Genomic DNA, 19,795 nt, shown 5'->3' with positions numbered 1-19,795 from the left:
AATATACAGTCACTTAAGGAAGAGAAAATAAAGAATTGGTGTTTCAATCATGAGCAACGAACGCGCAAAAATTTTGATTGTCGATGATGACACCATGAACAGAGTCGTGCTATCGGATCTGCTCTGTGACGAATATGATATCATCGAAGCAAAAGACGGCGACGAAGCCCTCGAAATTCTAGAAAAACAGGCAAAAGAGATTACGCTTGTCCTGTTGGACATGATTATGCCAGGGCGTGATGGTCTCGAAGTTCTCAAGACCATGAATGAAAAAGGATGGATCAAGGGCACTCCAGTCGTCATGATTTCCGCAGAAACCGCAACACCGCAAGTCGAAAAAGCGTTTTCGCTCGGCGTTACCGATTTTATTTACCGACCGTTCGACCAGATGGTCGTGCAAACGCGCGTCCGCAACACCATAAAGCTTTACGTAAAACAAATGCAGCTTTCGGAACTTGTCACGGACAAGATTTACGAAAGGACTCGCAACAGCGACATGCTGATTTCCATTTTGAGCCACATCGTTGAATTCCGTAACGGAGAAAGTGGCCAGCATGTTTTGCACATCAAAAAAATCACCGACCTTTTGCTACGCGCTTTACTTAAGCGCACCCAGGAATACAATATCCCTGAAGAGGACATCGGTACCATAGCCACAGCATCTTCGATGCACGATATCGGCAAAATTACAATTCCCGATGAGATCTTAAACAAGCCCGGCAGACTCACGCCCGAAGAGTTTGAGATCATGAAACAGCACTCCATGAACGGCGCAAAGATGCTCGACACCATCCAGTACTTCAAGAACGAGCCACTAATGAAGTACGCTTACGACATCTGCCGCTGGCATCACGAGCGCTGGGATGGACGAGGTTACCCTGACGGGCTGAAAGGGAACGAAATTCCCATCAGCGCACAAGTTGTTTCCATAGCCGATGTTTACGATGCGCTCACAAGCGAACGATGCTACAAGAAAGCGTTCCCTCACGAAAAGGCGCTCGAGATGATCCGCAACAACGAATGCGGCGTATTCAATCCGCTACTTCTGGAATGCCTGAGCGATGTCGCCGACCAACTGCCAAACGAAATAAACGATAGCCGCATGAGTCAGTTAAGCGACGCAGACTTCTCCAAGATCGCCAGGTCCATTTTTGAAAGCACGGATGACAGTTCAGACAACATCATTTACGAGCAGTACCTGATCGAGCGCAAAAAAAGCCAGTTCTTCAGCTCGTTACAGAAAGGCATTTCGTTCGAATACACTTACGAACCTTCGGTGCTCAAGCTCAATGCTAGAAGCGCAAGGGCGTTAAGCTTCCCAAGGACCATGGTTGAACCCGAGAACAACAGCAATTTCTGGAACATCTTCGGGCGGGACAACTGGGATGAATTTGTAAAGCTATTGCATGATTCGCAACTCAACAACGACTCCTTTACTTTCAACAGCGAAATGATGGTAAAAGGAGAAAAACGGCCGTGCAAAATCAGGGTCCAGCAAAGCTGGAACAGGCGCGACCCCGAAAACCCGGAACTCATTTGCGTGTACGGGAATGTGGAATTCTTTTAAACAAATCATCCTACATACGCACCAATTTCACGATTAAGTTCGTCATCCTTGACAAAAAGAACCTTCGAGGGGGGAACCTCGAAGGCCTTTGGGTATTTAAGGCTCCCCCGTTTGGTTCAGGGGAGTTATGGATTAGGATTTCAATTAGCGAGAGATACGAACAGACTTCACAGCACCATTCTGGACAGAGCGGAGCATGTAGATGCCATTGTTCTTGACGTCACTAGAACTCTTGAGAATCTGAACGGCATCGCTCATGGAGTAAGCCCTCATGCGACCGAGACGGACACCGTTGGCATCAAACACGTCGTAAGCGGCAAGCACCGGAGATTCCAGGCGGACCTTAGTGTTGATGGAAATCGGCGGTTCATCGCCACCACCCGGATTGTCGGAAACTTCGCCCTTCACAAAGTTGATGTAGTCGATATCGAAGTATTGCTGGGTCACATCCATGCGGAGCACATGCTTACCAGCCGGAAGCGTGACTTTTTTCTTCACGTCGGAGAATTCATCGTAGCTTGTGCCAGTGACTTCGAATTCAGCGAGAGACTTGCCATCGAGAGAGAGCGTGAATGCGCCCGTGCCTTCGGTTGCGACAGAAGCGATTGCAGTGTAGTCGCCAGCTTCAGCAACGTTGATGGTGTATTCGTACCAGTCGCCGGTCGTATTGTAGCCGAGAGCAATGCCTGTAGCCTTCTTGTAAAGGTCAGCACCGGTATCCTTGCGGTAGTCGGAATCGCCATGGTTTTCGGAATCGTCGCCATAGGATTCATTGCTCGTACCGTCTTCGTTCTTGCCCTTGCCCGGAATATCGAAGTCTTCGACTTCAATCTTACCCGGAACAGCGAGAGCTTCGCCCTTGAACGGAGTCTGCGGTTCAGGATCAACCGGAGTGATAATGCCAGTTTCGAGACCCGTCGTGTTCACACCCGTGTTAGAAGCCAAGTACTGCTTCAACCAGGTCATTGCGGCACGATCCCTGCCGTCCTTGATAATGCCGGAGCAGCCTCTTGCAGTACCGTTACAATCCAACCAGGTAGAACCGTAGATGTAACCCCAGATGGTGATACCAGCAACGTGTTCATTTTCCATGAAGTGCGTGATCTGTTCTTCGTAGCACTGCTTTTGGACGTTATCGTTTGTACTTGCGATATCGTATTCAGAAATGAACATCGGGGTCTGAGTCTTGTCCCAAATTTCCTTGAGCACACTCTTAAGGGTGTTGATGCTCAAGCAGGAGCCGCCACCACCGGTACCACCAGCGCCACCGCCCTGGCTCATCATGTCGTGAGCCTGCAAGCCGTATGCGTCAACCGGAGCACCGTTCTTCTTGATGGTCTGGATAAGCTGAATACCCTGATCCTTGTTCCACTGCACCGTGTTATAGTCGTTATAAATCAAGATTGCCTTCGGCCAGCGTTCACGAGCCATCTTGAAGGCGGTCGTCACGAAGGCGTAGTCACCGTTGTTGTCGCCACCGAGAGCCTGGATAATCTTTGTGTTGGTATAGCCGGAGTGATACTGGTTGTTGCCAGTACGGATAGCTTCGTTCACCACGTCGATCATTTCGAGATCCGGGAACTGCTTCTGGACAGCGTCAAACCACGAGGTAATGGCCTTCTTGGTTTCGTCAACGCTCAAGTTACCGAGCCAGTTCGGATACTGGGAACCCCACACGAGAGCATGGAACTTGAAGTGACCGCCATTCTGCTTGGCCCAGTCATAAGCACGCTTACAGCCGGAGAAATTGTAATTACCGCGGGTGCCTTCGATAGAAGCCCACTTACATTCGTTTTCAGCCGTAATCTGGTTCCAATACTGACCAAAGTCCGAACGAACCTGGCCGTTAGTCGTAATATTACCGACAAACTTGGCTGCGTTTTCGGCCAAACCGACGGCAAAAGAGTTGACTGCACCACCCAAAAGTGCAGCAGCCAATAAACCTTTCAAACATTTTGATTTCATATTCCACATCCTCATAGGTTAAGAGTCCCATACAACCGTTATAAACATATCCTTGTTTTTGGAAATTGCCTCAAAAAGCCCAAAATTTATCATTGACAAAATGTCCATAATGGATTTTTTACAAAAACATGTTTTTTAAGTTAAAACCTTTTAAAATTCCATTACTATTCAAAAAGTACGTCATGCGGGCGGGGCCCCAGCTCAGAGTTGACGCCTACGGCGTCAGCGGCTTCACTCGGTCATGTGCGCCTGCAAGCAGTCGCCCGCGACTCTCGTTTTGCACGCTACTGCGAAGACAATACCTTGGCCGACGCTTTATTCTCACAACGACAATAAGCAATCATTTAATTACACAAAAATCTCGCATTATACCGAAAAAAAATGTTTTGTAATTAACGCAAAAAAAGGACCTTCGAGGGTGAACTCGAAGGCCTTTGGGTATTTAAGGATCCCCGTTCGGGGAGTATGGATTAGAATCTTTTTAGCGCGTAATGCGAACCGTTTTCACAGCACCGTTCTTGACGGAGCGGAGCATGTAAACGCCCTGGATCTTGATGGAATTCGAGTTCTTGAGCATCGACACAGCTTCGCTCAAGGAATAAGCGCTCATGCGACCGAGGCGCACCCCGTTCACGTCAAAGACGTCGTAGTCGGCCAGTTCAGGAGTCGCCATGTGGACATTCGTGCGAATTGCAGCTTCATTTTTAAACTCAAAGTTGAAGTAGTCCACGTCAAAGTATTCCGCAGTTACATCCATACGCAAGATATGCTTGCCCGCCGGGAGGGTCACTTCAGCAGTGACATCCTTGTAATCATCCCAGCTAGAACCCGAAACCGGAACTTCGGCAACGGACTTGCCATCAATGGAGAGCGAGAAGGAAGCGCTTTCGCTTTCCGCTGCAACAGAAGCGGTCATGACATATTTGCCAGCTTCCGCAATATTGACCGTATATTCCAGCCAGTCGTCGGTCTGGTTGTAACCCACGATAACGCCCGTAGCCTTGTTGTAAAGGTCAACAGCCGGAGCATCGTCCTTGCGGTAATCGCTATCGCCGTGATTTTCGGAATCGTCGCTGTAGGACTGGTTGCTCGTACCGTCTTCGTTGACGCCCACACCCGGAATATCGAAATCTTCGGCTTCGACCTTACCCGGAATGGCAATCGCTTCACCCTTGAACGGAAGCTGCGGTTCGGGTTCAACCGGAGCGAAGGTCACGTCGTTCTTACCCTTGCTCAAGTTCTTGGCGAAGTAGTCTTCGAGCCAGTTCATGGAAGCGCGCTTGCGACCATCCTTTTCGATAAGACCCGTGTTCTGGACCCAGGTAGAGCCGTTGATGTAGCCCCAAATAGTAATGCCAGCAACCCACGGCGTTTCCCACATGAACGGAATCTGGTTTGCGTAATCGTTTTTCTGCTTGGTATCGTCCGCTTCGCCGATATCGTATTCCGAAACGAGGAGCGGGAGGCCCGTCTCGTTATGGATACGGGTCATCTTGCTTTCGAAATCGGACTTGCTCATGCCCTTACAGTCGTGAGCCTGCTGACCGTAGGCATCGACCGGAGCGCCATTCTTGACGATGGTCTGGATAAGTTCGATACCTTCGTTGATTTGCCAGGAGAGCGTGTTGTAGTCATTATAGATAAGTACAGCCTTCGGCCAACGTTCGCGGGCCATTTTGAAGGCATTCGTGATAAAGTCGTACTGGTGCTTGCCATTTACAACGCGGTCACCACCGAGGGCTTCGATAATGTAGGAGCCGCCGCATTCGGTATCGTCGGTGCTGTGGCCTTCGGCACCTGCAGCAGGCTTGCCGTAACCAGAGTGGTAGTTGTTACCCGCCCAAATAGCTTCGTTCACCACGTCAATGTATTCGAGGTCCGGGAACTTCGCGGCAACGGCATCGAACCATTCGGTGATGTACTTTTTGGTGAGTTCTACGGTAATGCCCGGATTTTTCTTTTTGCAGAGGAAGTTCGGGTACTGGGAACCCCAAACGAGAGCATGGAACTTGAAGTGGCGTTCGCCCGGTTTTTCCTTGGCCCACTTGTAGGCGCTTTCGCACTTGTCGAAGTTGTCCCAGGCGAACTTGCTTGTACCGCTGTTGCCATTAGAAAGGGAATGGATGGAACCCCACTTACAGCCGTTTTCGGGTGTAATCTGGTTCCAATATTGAGCAAAGTCGCTACGGATCTGGCCGCCCGTCGTGATGTTGCCTAAGAATTTAGCACCGCCATCGGCAAGGGCGGCGTTAGCAACGGAGACAAAACCAGCAACGGCTACTGCAGCCAAAGAGAGAGAAAGTTTTCTCATATACCTAATCCTCATACACGGTTAATACCCATAACCATTCTAAACTTATCCTCTTTTTTGAAAAATGCTCAAAAAACGCAAATACTTATCATTGATAAAAAATCCATAACGGAATATTCGTAATGGAGATGCCCGATCAAGTCGGGCATGACAGGCTTCGGCGGACATGACAATGCTTACCTGATGCGGTGGCCGGTGAGGTCGAAGTGGCGGCCGTTTTTCTCGACGAAAAGCTTGTTGTTTTGGATGCGGAGGCGCGGGGAGGAGTTTTCGAGAGTGCGCACGGAGGAAGCGCGATTTGCGCGGATTCCGACCGTTTCTTCGCATTTTTCACCTTCGCAGAAGCGAATATTGTCGATATTCACGTAATTGCCCACAATTTGCATCTTGAGGACGTGTTCTCCGGCAGCAATTTCACCCAATTGGGCTTGCACAGCGGTATAAGTGGACCAATCCTCGCCCTGTTTTGCGATGATGCTGTCGGAAACGGCCTTGTTGTCGATATAGAGTTGCACACCCGCCTTTTCGGAAGCAGTCGCCATTTGCAGTTCGACGGTGAATTTCGATGTTTTTGCAACATTCACGGTGTATTCGAGCCATTCGCCATCCTGCGTGTAGCCTAAAGCATAGCCCTTCGAGAGGTCTGCGGAATCAAGAACAACAATGTCCACGGCGTCCTTGCGGTAGAAGCCGCCTTCGTTTGCGGAAGACTTGTCGTAGAACGAGACGCGGCTACCGCCGAGGTCGTAATTTTCGGCTTCAATTTTGCCAGGGAGCGAAACAGCCTTGCCAGCAATGGCGGCTCCGTCAGCGTCAAAACCTCCGAACGGATCTTGCTTAAGCGGGTCCGTCTCGACGGTATCGGCCCAAGCCATTTGCATGCGGTCCACACCGGACTGGTTCACTATCTGGAGCTTGGTGTTTACGCCTTCCCCACTGCGCTTGGTCATGCTGTACCAGTCGCCATCACGGAGGCCCGGCCAGTAGAAGCTGCCCATTTCCCATTCGCGAAGCTGGTCGGACATGCCGCGGATGTAAGCGGTGAAGTAGTTGGTGGGAGCCTTGTTGTAATCTTGATAATCGTAATGTACGCCGTTCTTTTCGCCCGGAGACATGGCGCCACCCCATTCCGTGCAGACGGTGCGGTCAATGTACTTGCCCACCTTGCCCTTGAAGCTGTTTTTCCAACCCTGTTCGGTAGTGATGCTCATGTTCCAGAACGTGTATTCGTGAACGGCAAAGAGGCAGCCTTCAAAGCGCGGGTCGTCAGCGATGTCCGGAACGTTCCAAGCGAGGCCGGAGCCATCGAGCAAAATGTGGTCGCGCGGGACATTCGGGAATTTCTTGAGCCAATCCGCATAGAGATTGCGAAGGTCCGTCTTGTTATACATGTGCGGTTCGTTGAAAATTTCAAAGTAGGCGTTCGGATGGTCGCCGTATGTTTCGACGAGTTTCGCCCACATTTTCCACCAATCGTCCATGTTTTTGGGGCCCGCAGGCTGCGCAGGGCCCCAGTAGCCCATAGCCACTCGACCATGTTCAAGAGCAGCATCCAAAGCACCCGAATACATGTCAAAAGCTTTAAGAATGGTCGGTTCGTTCACCGGCATGCGCACACTGTTTGTACCAAGCACTTCCTGGAACTGCCCGACAATACGGTCGGCAATGGCATAAGCCGATTCATGATTGTCGGAAAGGCTTAAGCCCGAAAGTACCAAAACATCCGAGACGAAGTTGTCGCGCTTATCCGCCCAGTTGACACCGCGGAACTGGCTTGTAACAGCGAATGAGTTTGCGCAAAGAAAAAAAGATAAACCAAGAACTCCTAACGTTTTCATAATAGCATCCTTTTTTAATCGTTCTACTAACCCACTTATAAAAGTATTCTATGGGGAGCGGGATGGCGCATGAGGAGATGCAAGTTGTTTTGTCAATTTATCAATAGGAAGAATCTGTAATTGCGAGTGTGTATGGCGACCCCGGAATAAATCAGGGGAGACATAACACGAAAAAGCCCCGAACCGCGAGGATTCAGGGCCTTGTGAGTGAGGGTGAAAATGTGATATCGAGACTTAACTGGGTCCTTCGCTCCGCTCAGGATGACAAAGGAGTTAATGGACGGAGAGTTTCATGGTCTTTTGCTGGGAGCCGCTCTTGATGATGGCAAAGTACATGCCTGGAGCAAGAGGTGCGCTCTTGCCGAATTCGGCAAGACCTTCGCCGTGACCGCGTTGCGAGCCGATGAACTTGCCGTTGACACTCATAAGATGGACAACATAATCACTTGCCGGAGCATTGACCATCAACGCAATAGATGCGTGAGAGTAAGGAACGCGACTTACGGAGAGCGAAGAGCCATACACAGCAGGCATAGAAATTGATGTCGGGTCAGCTTCAAGATTGTACCAGTCTACATTGCAGAGGTAAGTGTCTTCGCCGGTGTACGTGAACGTGAGCTTTTGCTTGCCTGCCGGGAGCGTGATCTTTGTCGAGGTTTCGTACCAGTCGTTCCATCCTTTAGACTTTGCCGGGTCAACTGAGAGCGTACCGAGAATCTTGCCTGTAGAATCCGTGACCGTGATGACGCTTTCCTTTTCGGAACCCGTTGCAAGGCGGCTCGTCAAGACATAGCTGCCAGCAGTTGCCACATTCACATAGTACTGCGTCCAGTCACCATCATTGATCCAGCCGATGTTCGGTGTGCCAAGAGAATCTTCTTCAATCTGCACACCGTCCATAGCCACGTAGTTTTCAGCTTCAATTTTCGCCGGGATATCGAGCGGGTCAAACGGAGCGTTTGTCACCTTCAGATTACCGTCGAATTCGTAGACCTTGCCTGCAACCGTTGCGGTCGAGAACTTGTTAGAACCGGACACAACATTCAATGTGCTACCTACGAGAGACTTGATAGCCACATACGTGAGCTTGCCGCCCTTCCATGCCATGGAATCGATTTCGAAACCGCCACGAGCGCGAATACCCTTCACGGAACCGTTCGCCCACTGCGACGGAAGTGCCGGAAGAAGGTTGATTCTGTTGTTGTGGCTCTGCATGAGCATTTCGTTCACGCCGGAGACTGCACCAAAGTTACCATCAATTTGGAACGGCGGATGGGCATCGAACAAGTTGTTGTAAGTCTTGCTCGGCGTGAGAAGCATACGGATCATTCTGTAAGCGTGATCGCCATCGTGCATACGGGCCCAGAAGTTAATCTTCCAAGCGAGAGACCAACCGGTAGCATCGTCGCCGCGCTGTTCCAGCGTGATGCCCGCGCCCTTGATCAAGTCCGGAGTTTCTTCCGGCGTAATCTGAGCGCTCGGGAAAAGGCCATACAAGTGAGAAATGTGGCGGTTTTTATTGTTGGGATCGTCCCAGTCCTGGAGCCATTCCGTAATTTGTCCGTACTTACCCGTCTTTGTCGGCGGGAGGCGCTTGACGGTCGCTTCCATCTTGGTACGCACATCTTCATCAACGCCAAGGATCTTGGAAGCTTCAATCGTGTAGTTCAGCACATCGCGGATAATCTGGTTGTCCATCGTCGGGCCAAAGCAGACGTTGTATCCGCCGTGGTCGTTTTCAGGGGAATCGCTCGGAGCCGTCACCAAGTACTTGTTGCCCGTGGTCGGTTCTTCGACGAGGCTGTTCACGAAAAAAAGCGCAGCACCTTTCATTGTCGGGTAAACATCCTTGAGGTATTCCTTATCGGTCGGATTGTAGAGGAAGTGTTCCCAAAGGTGCGTACTAAGCCAGCCCGCGCCACTCGGCCAAAGGCCCCAAGCGCCATCAATCGGAGCAGAACGGTTCCAAAGGTCGGTATTGTGGTGTTCCACCCAGCCTTCGTCAACGCCCCAGTGCACCTTAGCGGTCTTTTCGCCCTGTGGGACCATAGACTTGATCTTGTCAATGAGCGGCCAAACGCATTCTTCGAGGTTGCCGGATTCTGCCGGCCAGTAGTTCATTTCGAGGTTGATGTTGGTGGTGTACTTACTGCCCCAAATCGGGTTCGTGTCCTTATTCCAGATGCCCTGCAAGTTGGCCGGCTGGCCACCCTTCCGAGAACTTGCGATGAGCAAGTAACGGCCATATTGGTAATGAAGTTCTACGAGAGACGGGTCGTTCGTGGAATTGAAATTCTTGACGCGGGTAGAGGTGATATCGCCTGCGCTCTTGTCCGCCGTACCGAGGTCCAGCTTGACGCGGTTGAAAATCGTCTGGTAATCCTTGAGATGTGCTGCAAGCAAATCTTCATAGGACTTCTTTGCAACCTTCGACATGATTTCGGATGCGATAGCACCCGGATCGCCACTCACATCGTTATAAGACTTGAAGTTTGTAGCGGTCGTGAGGATAAGCGTTGCGCTGTTGGCACCTTCGACATTGATGTTGCCGTTTACGACGCTGACCTTGCCGCCATCGGTAACAACAGTCAAGCGATTTTGGAACTTGATGGAGTTGACCGTGACATCGTAAATGAGCGTGTTGCCGCTGGAGGTCATGCGGTTATTGCGATGCGGAGTCGTCATCGTTGCACCAAAGCTTACGGAGCCATCCTTATCGGCAGAGAGATGCACGACAATCACGTGATCGGGATAGCTTGCGAAATATTCACGCGTATGGTTCACGCCGCTATGCGTGTACGTTGTCTTTGCGATAGCCGTTTTAAGATCGAGTTCACGGCGGTAATTCGTGGACCCCTTGTGCGAAGTAGAAATAATCAAGTCGCCCACCGGCTGGAAACTTGCTGGACCCGGACCAATCATGTAATTAGACACGATGGATTCCGCTGTGCGATAGTCGCCACGCCATAAGGCGTCACGGGCATCTTTCAAATGGCTTGCCGCCCCCTGCTTGTTGTTATCGCCCGGGCCACCTGACCAAACTGTACTTTCGTTGAGGCCGATGTAATCCTTTTCGACACCACCGTAGATGAGGCCACCCATGTAGCCGTTACCAATCGGGAGCGCATTCGTGAATTCGGTACCGGCATCACTATTGTACCAAAGCGTAAGCGGATTGTCCGTTGTCGCGGCGACATTCGAAAAGGCTACGGCACAAACTAATGCCGCAGAGCCAAGGATTCGGCTTGCTAAAGATTTCTTTGTTCTAAACATAGTGTTCTCCATTAACCCAAAACAACACCATAAAAAATCACTAGATCCTGCTTATAAAAAATACCCCTCGGAGAGGGGATTTCATATAGGTTTGGAATTCTTCTCATTGATTTTTTATCAATGCATTTTCTATTAAAAAATCACTGGATCCTTCGACTCCGCTTACGCTTCGCTCAGGATGACAAATGACGCAGCGCTTGGACGAGGGCATAAAAAAAGTCATCGCGGGGCGCTGTTGGAAGCCTCGCGATGACAGTTCTTCAATCGATTATTTCTTACTTCTTCACAGTGATGCGGAAAGCTTGGCCGCCGTTTTGAGACTTCACGATATACACGCCAGAATTCTTGACGAGCCCAGACGTAATCGCATGGAGGTCTTCGACACCGCGAGTCGTAAACGCACCAACCTTCTTGCCCTGAGCATCAAAGACATTGTAGTTCTTTTCTGCGACAGAGAGGTCACGAATCTTGCCCGGGAGCGCTACAGGAATAAGCCCTTCCGTATCAGGATTTGCGCCTTCCGTGATATCCTTTTCCGGCTGATTTTCGTAAATCTTGTTGATCTCGTCACGGCCGTATTTTGCAGGCGGAATTTCTTTATTCCAACCGAAGTTCGTGAAACCGAGGAGCGAGTATTCTGTCGGATCGTTCAACTGCTTACGAATCGGAGCTATGCGGAACTTGTGAGAGTATTCGCGATTGGCATTCAGGCGGTAAGCGTTGAGCGGTTCTGCGCCCCAAGAGTTGATGCCACCGACACCCATTTGGTGCAAGTCCACACGGAGCGTGATATCCTTGTCGCGCTTGAGTTCCCACGGGAGCTTTACATTAGTGAGCTGTTCCGGAGTGTAGTGCTGGGCGCTGAATTCCATGCGCGGGTTACCCACAATCATAAGGCCCTTGCCCGTCTTTTCGTTTGTAAGCGTAGCCCACTTCACATCGGTGCGCTGGCCCGTTTCGCCAATTTCCATGTACATGACGGTCATAGAGTCTGCATACGTCGAATAAAGTCCCATGAAGCTACCGCGGTTACGTCCGATGTAGTTTTCGTCCGGACCACGACCAAAGTAACGGACCTTTTCGTAACCACCAGGAACAGTGAAGAGCGTACCCACGTTCGGCAAATAGCTCTTGGACCCATCTGGATTGAGCGTGTATTCCACAACGATATCGCCACTGCCGTAAACCGTGTATGTAAGCTTCATGCGGGTGCTGCCGACATCCGGGAAACCGAAATTGAACGTCACCTGCGTTTCGCGAGCGGAAACTTCCTTGACTTCGGAAGTGACAGAGCGGTTGTTGCTTGCCTTGCGCCATTCGCCATGGCCACGTTCCATGTTGAAGCCCTTGTCGTTATCAATCGGGGCGCGCCAGAAGTTCGGACGGCCGCCGTTCTTGATAATCGTATCGCCATCAAGAACGTAGCTTGCAAGCGTACCGGACTTTTCGTCAAACTTAATCTTGAAATCAGAGCCTTCAATCGTGAGACCATTGTTCTTAGTGACCTTGTGGGCCTCCATGGTGCTCACATCAATTTCAGTAGACCAAAGCTGGCCTAAATCAATGCCGAACTGTTCGTGACCGATGCTGTAGCCAGCCTTTGCCCAGAGTTCATCCTTTTTCAAGCGGAAATCGATATCCAGGAAGTACTCGGCACCGACTGTCGTTTCAATCTTCGGCATGTCAATCGTCACGGTCTTTTTCTGGTTCGGACCGATGTTCATCTGTGACCCGTCAATCTTACCTTCCTTGATGACCTTGCCGTTTTCCTTAATCTGCCAGAAGGCATCGAGGAAGTCGCCAAGATTCTTGTAGAGGTAGCGGCTTTCAATTTCAATCTTGCCCTTTGCGGCGTCTACGTTGTGGACGCGAACTTGACTGTACTGGTACTTGACTTCCCACATTTCCGGCTGGATTTTACGATCGGGGAACACGAGACCGTTAGCGCAGAAGTTGTCGTCGTTCTGCCAGTCGCCCCACATACCGCCAAATTCGAAGTACGGAGTTCCCTTGTGGCGCAGGCCCTGGTCAATGAAGTCCCAAATGAAGCCACCGAAAGAGCGCGGGTTACCGTAGAAGGCGTCCATGTATTCCTGCAAGTCACCCACGGAGTTACCCATTGCGTGCTCGTATTCGCACAACATAATCGGCTTGTTGGCATCGCGATAATTCTGGACAGCATCTGGACCAAAGTACATCCAGCTGTTCACATCGGCATTGTTCCAGTCGCCTTCGTAATGCACATAGCGAGTGGAATCAATCTGGTGAGCGCGTTCACGTTCCGAGGCAAACACGTTACCATTACCCGCTTCGTTACCGAGCGACCAGAGAATAATAGACGGATGGTTTTTGTCGCGCTGCACCATGGTATTCATACGGTCTACAGCCGGAGCGCGCCAGTCGTCACTATTCTTCGGGAGGTCATTATTTGCACCGTGACTTTCGACGTTCGCTTCGTCAATCACGTAAATACCGTACTTGTCGCAGAGATCGTACATCACCGGATTGTTCGGATAGTGAGACATACGGAGCGCGTTGATGTTGAAGCGCTTCATGAGGATAATGTCTTTTTCCATACGATCGTAAGTCACAGCACGGCCGTTATCCGGATCAAGTTCGTGACGGTCCACACCATGGAACTTCACAGGCATACCGTTTACATACAAACGCGGAGCGCCGTTATCTTTCTTGATTTCAATTTTTCTAAAACCAATCTTGTTACTTTCAACCTGGAGAATCTTGCCGTCAGCATCCTTGAACGTAAGCACTGCGGTATAGAGGTCAGGTGTTTCGGCAGACCAGCGCTTCGGAGAAGAATACGGAATTTCGAAATGCACGCTCTTTTCGGCACCATTCGGGCCAATGCCGGAAACCTTCTGAGAAGTCGGCTTAATCACTTCGGCACCGGAAGCATCGTACAAAGAAAGTTCCACGGTGTAATCACCAGACTGCTTGCCCGTAGAATTGTAAATCCAAGCGGTCGTCTTTAAGAGACCATCCTTGTAGTTGTTCGTAAGAGTAGCATCAATCTGGAAGTCCTGAATATGGACCTGCGGCACTGCGTAGATATACACATCACGCATAATGCCAGAAAGACGAATAAAGTCTTGGTCTTCGAGCCAAGAGCCGTCGCACCAGCGGAACACCTGCACGGAGATGTTATTTTCGCCCTTGCGGAGGTACTTATTGATATCGAATTCATGACCCGTGAAAGTATCTTCACTGTAGCCGACATAATTGCCGTTCACCCATACATAGTAAGCGGATTCAACACCTTCAAAGTGCAAACGGATGCGCTTGCCATCCCAATTTTCGGGAACCGTAAACGTACGGCGATAATGACCGACCGGGTTGAAATCCGTCGGAGCATACGGTGCAGAAACGCGGTTATTCTGGGACCACGGATAAATGACGTTCGTGTAAATCGGATGGTCATAGCCTAAAAGCTGCCAGGAGCTCGGAACCTTGATTTTATCCCACTTGGAAACATCATAGTTGTCCTTGTAGAAATCATTGTTACGCTGGCTAGGCTTATCGACATGGTAAAATCTCCATTCGCCCGAAAGCGTCTGATACCATTCAGAAGCGTGACGGTCGCCCTTCACAGCCTCTTCAACCGTGGTGTACGGCATCGAAGTCACGTGCGGGTTCAACGTATTCACACCAAAAATTCTCGGCTTGCCATTCCACTCGTCGTTAGGCTGGGCAAACGAAGATGCAGCTGACACGAGACCAGCAGCCAAAACCAAAGACAAACTAGAACCAAAGTTCATAAGTCCTCCCTTATCATATTCCTAATTCAAAGATACCCTCAAAAACGAATTTTTTTTCACCTCTAAAACAAGGTTCTGTGGACATTTTATCAAGGGTCGAACACGCAGGAAAGCTTTTATTTATTGCGATTTGGAATGTTCTAATTCGAGATGTCAAGACTTTTTATGACAATAAAAAATGGCGGCCCGGAGGTCGCCATTCTGAAATTTAACTGGATCCTTCACCCTGACGGGTTCAGGATGACGCGGTCGCTAACGGGTTCACAGTGACCTTATTTAACCAACACGCGGAAGGTCTTAGAGTGACCGAGGCTACGGACCATGTAGACGCCTGGAACAAAGCCAGCGGAACGGATGGACTTCGCAACACTCTGACCGTTGACTTCGACGTTGCCGAGGAATTTGCCCGTCATGCCAAAGACGGCGTAAATCTTCTCAGGAATCTGAAGTTCCACGCGAGGGCTGCGGAGCGAAACTTTATCTTCGCAGTCAAAGCCCATGCAGAACTTAAACCAGTCTACATTCACGTAGTTGCCAACAATCTGCATCTTGAGCACATGTTCGCCCTTCGGAATTTCCTTTGTTTGCACCTTGACTTCGCTATACGTGTCCCAATTTTCACCTTGCGGCGCCTTGATGACATCGGTAATTTCCTTGCCATCAACGTAGAACTGGACGCCGACATCATCAGATGCCGTAGCCATGTTCAAACGAACCGTGTATTCAGACGCAATCTGGTTATCGATAGTGTATTCCACCCATTCGCCATCTTCGGTGTAACCGAGAGCGTAGCCCTTAGACTTGTCCGTAGAATCGATCTGCACGATGTCCACTTCGTCTTCGCGATAGGCGCCGCCCTTGTTTTCGCGATCGTTATCGTAGAAGGCTTTATTGTGGCCACCCACGTCATAGTCTTCAGCTTCGATCTTGCCAGGAATTGCAGATGCGACTTCCTTGAACGGGGTCTGCGGAATAGCCGTCTTTTCGCTTTCCATGTACCAATAGTCGAAATCGAAACCACCCTGCTTGACAACGAAGAACAAGTCTTCAACGCCTGCAGCATCCTTCAAGTCGAAGGTGTTTTCTTGCCAGCTAGAACTTGCCGGAATATTCATCGTTGCAAGTGTTGCTCCAGTTTCAGACTTAGCGTGGAGTTCAATCTTACCGCCATTACCTCTCGTGCAAACGATGATGCGGTCTGCACCATCGCCCATATCCACGGAGCGAACCTTTGTATAGAAATTCGAGCCCATGTTGGTGAGGTAGACGTTATCGCCCTGCTTTGCCACATGCTTGATGATGGTGTATCCACCGCTCTTGTCGACGTTGATGCCACCGACCCAAGACTTGGTTTCTGCTTCAACGCGCGTGAACGGGTCAAGGTTCTTAATCGGCTTCTTGACGCCATCATTCGTAGACTTGATGGTCGGAATCGAACCGTCAGCATTCCAGGTAAATTCTTCAACCGCAGTAGAACGGCTATAGCCACCGCCATTCACGTTCTTCTGGTTGTGATAGAAGAAGAAGCTACGGCCCTTGAAGTCAATGAGACCGGAGTGGTTTGTGAACGCAGTCCCGTTGCCCTGATCCATGATGATGCCACCCCACTTCCACGGACCCGTCGGAGAATCACTGGTGGAGTAAGAAATCTTTTCGGGCACGCCATGGGAAGCGTAAATCATGTAATACTTCTTATCGCGCTTGTGGATCCACGGACCTTCTGTGTAAACGGAGTTTCCGCCCGGAGAGAATCCGCTGCCCATATCCGTCACCTTGATGTCGCCATCGAACTCAATCATGTTTTCTTTGAGCTTGGCGTAATAGAGCTTCGGGTTACCCCAGTAGAGCCAAGCCTGGCCATCATCGTCAATCCAAACGGTCGGGTCAATGTAATCCCAGTTCGGACCTGCAAGATGCTGACCATTACGAGCATCCTTGAACGGACCTTCCGGCTTGTCGGCCACGGCAACGTTGATAGCGCGGCCACCGCGAGTCGATTCTACAGTCACGTAGTAGTAATACTTGCCATTGCGACGAACAACTTGAGCAGCCCAGTCACCGTTTTTCTTGGCATTGCCACCAAAGCTTTCATTCGTGAGGATGAGTTCGCCCATATCGGTCCAGTTCACCATATCGGTGGTGCAAGAGACGCGCCAACCGTGCATGGTAAAGAAGGAACCGCCTTCGTCGTTACCCGTGTACACGCAGACGGTATCACCAAACACGACCGGAGCCGGGTCCGGCGAATAGTACGTCTGGATAATCGGGTTTTCTGCAAATGCATTGGACGCAAAACCAAGTCCAAACGCGAGCAAAAGTTTATTTGTAAGTTTCATAGTCATCCCACTCCAAAATTATTTTACCTGAATCATCTTGCCAAAGGTCTTGTTCACGCTCTGGACAAAGTAGACACCGGACTTGAAGTTCTTCGCATGCATAGCCTGCATCACAGAGCTTGTCGTCGGCACACCCATCACGTGAATGCGGCCCAAATGCTGACCACGGATATCAAACACGTTAAGCGAGGAACTGCGGGAAATATCCATGTTCAAACCGTAACGGACGCTCGGCTTGATCGAAATGATTTCTTCCTTAGTCTTACCGAACTTGATCCAGTCAATGTTCAGGTAAGCACCCGTAATTGCCACGCGAAGCACATGTTCACCAGCTTCGAGAGCAGCCGTCTTTCCTTCAACGGTACCGTAAGTATTCCAGTCTTCACCCTTCGGGGCAACAATCGTATCGCTGATAGCCTTGCCATCCATAAAGAGCTGGAAGCTAGAGCCTTCGAGACCAGAAGCAACGTTAGCGAGGAACACGTATTCACCAGCGGCAGTCACCTTCAAGGTGTATTCCATCCATTCGCCAGCCTGCGTGTAACCCACAGCGTAGCCCTTCGACTTGTCGGTTGAATCAATCTGAGTGATGTCCACGCCATCTTCGCGGTAGACGCCGCCTTCGTTCACAAAGTCCTTGTCGTTGAAAGAAACGCTCTGTCCGCCTTCATCGTAGTTTTCCATTTCGATAGAGCCCGGAATCGTCATGTTGTCAACAAACGGAGCCTGCGGAACCACGTTGGAGAAATCCGGAAGCGGGATTGTAGCAATGCGATCCCCGATGTTCTTGAATTCGCCCTGAAGGCCTGCAGCTTCGGCAACAGAAGCGATGTAACCATTGTTGTTCTTTTCGGTAAATTCACCCGGAGCGTTACGGCCAACGCCGCTCGGAGCGTTCTTGTAAGAGTTGTTTTCGACAGCAAAGCCACTAGAACCTTCGTCGAGGTAAATCGGGAGAACCCAGTAGTCAGACCATTCAGATGCACCGTAATCGTGGAGGTAGTTTTCCTTGATTTCGCTACCCGTGCCCTGGTTGCTCAAGGTGTAAATCGGGCCGGAGTCGCAAAGCAAACGGGAGATGTGGTGGATGTCGTTCTTGTTGATCTTGTTGTTCGTCATGGCAGTCTGCTGCTTGGTCCAGCCGTAGCCCACAGAGATGCCGGAATAGTTTGTATAAGACACTTCGTTGTTTTCAATCACGACATAGCGCGGATAGCCAGCGGCAATACCCACAGCACCCTGATGTTCGTTGGTGACGTTGGTGATGAGGTTGTAACGGAGCGTATCGCGAGTGCTGATTTCTTCCTTATCGGTCGGATTGTACGGAATGTGAATTTCGGTGAGAGAGTCCTGAGAGAACTTGCCGAGCATAATGCCGTTTGCACCGATTTCATAGAAAACGCTACCTTCAACAACGTCATCGTTCGTGCCAGAGACCATGTCAAGACCGGTTGCAGCCATCTGCGTGAAGGTGCAGTTCTTGATCTTCATGTGGTGCGCGTTTTCGATGCGGAAGCCTGCATCCGGACGCCAGAGGAGGAACTTGTTAGAGCCAAGACGGCCGTTTTCAGCCATGACTTCGATGTTGAACATACCAGCCTGCAAATCGAGGAAGCCTTCTTCGCTCGGGCGCAAGTAGTTTGTATGGGCAAAGGTGATGCCTTCGAAAGACATGTAACCGACTTTGTTCTTCGTATCCTTACCGAGGATGCTGAAGAGCGTGTTGACGCGCGGTGCAACGACATTTGCCGTGCCCATAGCTTCGCCTTCGCGGGCCTTGTAGTAAAGCGTGTTGGTCGATTCGTCGAGGTACCATTCACCCGGCTGGTCGATAAATTCGTATGCGTTTTCGAGGTAGTAGACCTGCTGCTTCGGCGGATTGCTCATGAAAGCGGTACCGAGCATCGGGTACTTGCGGCGGAAAAGCTTGCTTCTTTCAGGATCCTGCGGTTCAAACTTGAAGGTATTGCCCTGCTGGGAAATCTTGTCAAGACGCAAGATGCTTTCGGCCCATGCAATCATCAAATGAATTTCGACCTTCTTGGGATTTTTCCAATCCGTAGACTTGACATCGCCGCTGTTCAGGAGGAATGCAGAACCCGTAGAGTCCACCTTGTTCAAGCGGAAGAAGTTGTGGTCGCCATTGTCCTTGAGGTTCGGCATACGGGCACGAACAGCCTTCTTGCCGTTCACGTAGAGCTGGCGGAAACGGGCTTCGACGCCTTCGACCTTCCAGATGTTATTCTTTTCATCGTGAATGGTCCAACCGGACATAGGGATACCGCCAGTGACAAGCGGGGTTTCGTTCGGATAGGCTTTATAGCGGACGTAGAAGCCGTCCTTGCCGCCATCAGCTTCGGTGAAGTTGACCGTACTCGGAAGCTGGTAAGTACCACCACGGAGAACAACGGAAATATCGCCCGTCATGGTGCCGTTGATGGCGCGCACAGCCTTCTGGGCCTGCGTAATGGTCTTGAACGGGGCCTCTTCGGTACCCTTGTTGGAATCGCTGCCATTGGGAGCGACATAGAAAGTGGCCTGATCAGCGGCGGTCGCAACAGTCGCACCCAAGAAGAGTGCAGAAACTGCAGCAAGATGACTAATTGTTTTGAAGCTCATACCTAACCTCACTTTTAAAACCAAACATAGTTTGCCCTAACAACACTCTAAAATTATTCTTGAAATGCTTATTTTTTTATGGTTCTGAGGAAGATATTGTGGACTGTTTATCC

8 protein-coding genes are annotated in these 19,795 nt (G+C 50.4%); 1 reads left to right on the top strand and 7 read right to left on the bottom strand.

Features of this window, described 5'->3' with window-relative positions; all coding sequences use genetic code 11:
* Positions 1-49: 49 nt before the first annotated feature.
* Positions 50-1,567, top strand: a complete 1,518-nt coding sequence (locus B7990_RS08990; RefSeq protein WP_088640637.1) for an HD domain-containing phosphohydrolase — start codon at positions 50-52, stop codon at positions 1,565-1,567.
* A 144-nt stretch (positions 1,568-1,711) separates the two neighbouring features.
* Here the strand turns inward: B7990_RS08990 and B7990_RS08985 are convergent, their stop codons facing one another.
* The 7 genes from B7990_RS08985 to B7990_RS08955 form a co-directional block, all read right to left on the bottom strand.
* Positions 1,712-3,532, bottom strand: a complete 1,821-nt coding sequence (locus B7990_RS08985; RefSeq protein ID WP_088640636.1) for an endo-1,4-beta-xylanase — start codon at positions 3,530-3,532, stop codon at positions 1,712-1,714.
* A 481-nt stretch (positions 3,533-4,013) separates the two neighbouring features.
* Positions 4,014-5,843 carry an endo-1,4-beta-xylanase gene (locus tag B7990_RS08980; protein ID WP_088640635.1) on the bottom strand — a complete coding sequence of 610 codons (1,830 nt, stop codon included), beginning with the start codon at positions 5,841-5,843 and terminating at the stop codon, positions 4,014-4,016.
* 176 nt (positions 5,844-6,019) lie between these two features.
* Positions 6,020-7,681 (bottom strand): carbohydrate-binding protein, encoded by a 1,662-nt coding sequence (locus B7990_RS08975; protein ID WP_088640634.1) that lies wholly within the window; start codon positions 7,679-7,681, stop codon positions 6,020-6,022.
* Positions 7,682-7,954: 273 nt separating this feature from the next.
* Complete coding sequence (locus B7990_RS08970; protein ID WP_088640633.1) at positions 7,955-10,954, bottom strand: glycoside hydrolase N-terminal domain-containing protein; 3,000 nt, start codon at positions 10,952-10,954, stop codon at positions 7,955-7,957.
* A 275-nt stretch (positions 10,955-11,229) separates the two neighbouring features.
* Entirely contained in the window at positions 11,230-14,727 is a 3,498-nt protein-coding gene (locus B7990_RS08965; RefSeq protein WP_088640632.1) for a glycoside hydrolase family 2 TIM barrel-domain containing protein, read from the bottom strand.
* Between the two features lie 272 nt (positions 14,728-14,999).
* Complete coding sequence (locus B7990_RS08960; RefSeq protein WP_088640631.1) at positions 15,000-17,063, bottom strand: family 43 glycosylhydrolase; 2,064 nt, start codon at positions 17,061-17,063, stop codon at positions 15,000-15,002.
* A gap of 18 nt (positions 17,064-17,081) precedes the next feature.
* Positions 17,082-19,682, bottom strand: coding sequence for a carbohydrate-binding protein (locus B7990_RS08955; RefSeq protein WP_088640630.1), 2,601 nt, complete (start codon positions 19,680-19,682; stop codon positions 17,082-17,084).
* Positions 19,683-19,795 lie beyond the last annotated feature (113 nt).

This window comes from Fibrobacter sp. UWB4 (assembly GCF_002210345.1).
Lineage (GTDB): Bacteria > Fibrobacterota > Fibrobacteria > Fibrobacterales > Fibrobacteraceae > Fibrobacter.
The sequence above is the reverse complement of the archived record's forward strand: the minus strand, read 5'-3'. Positions and strand labels throughout refer to the sequence as shown.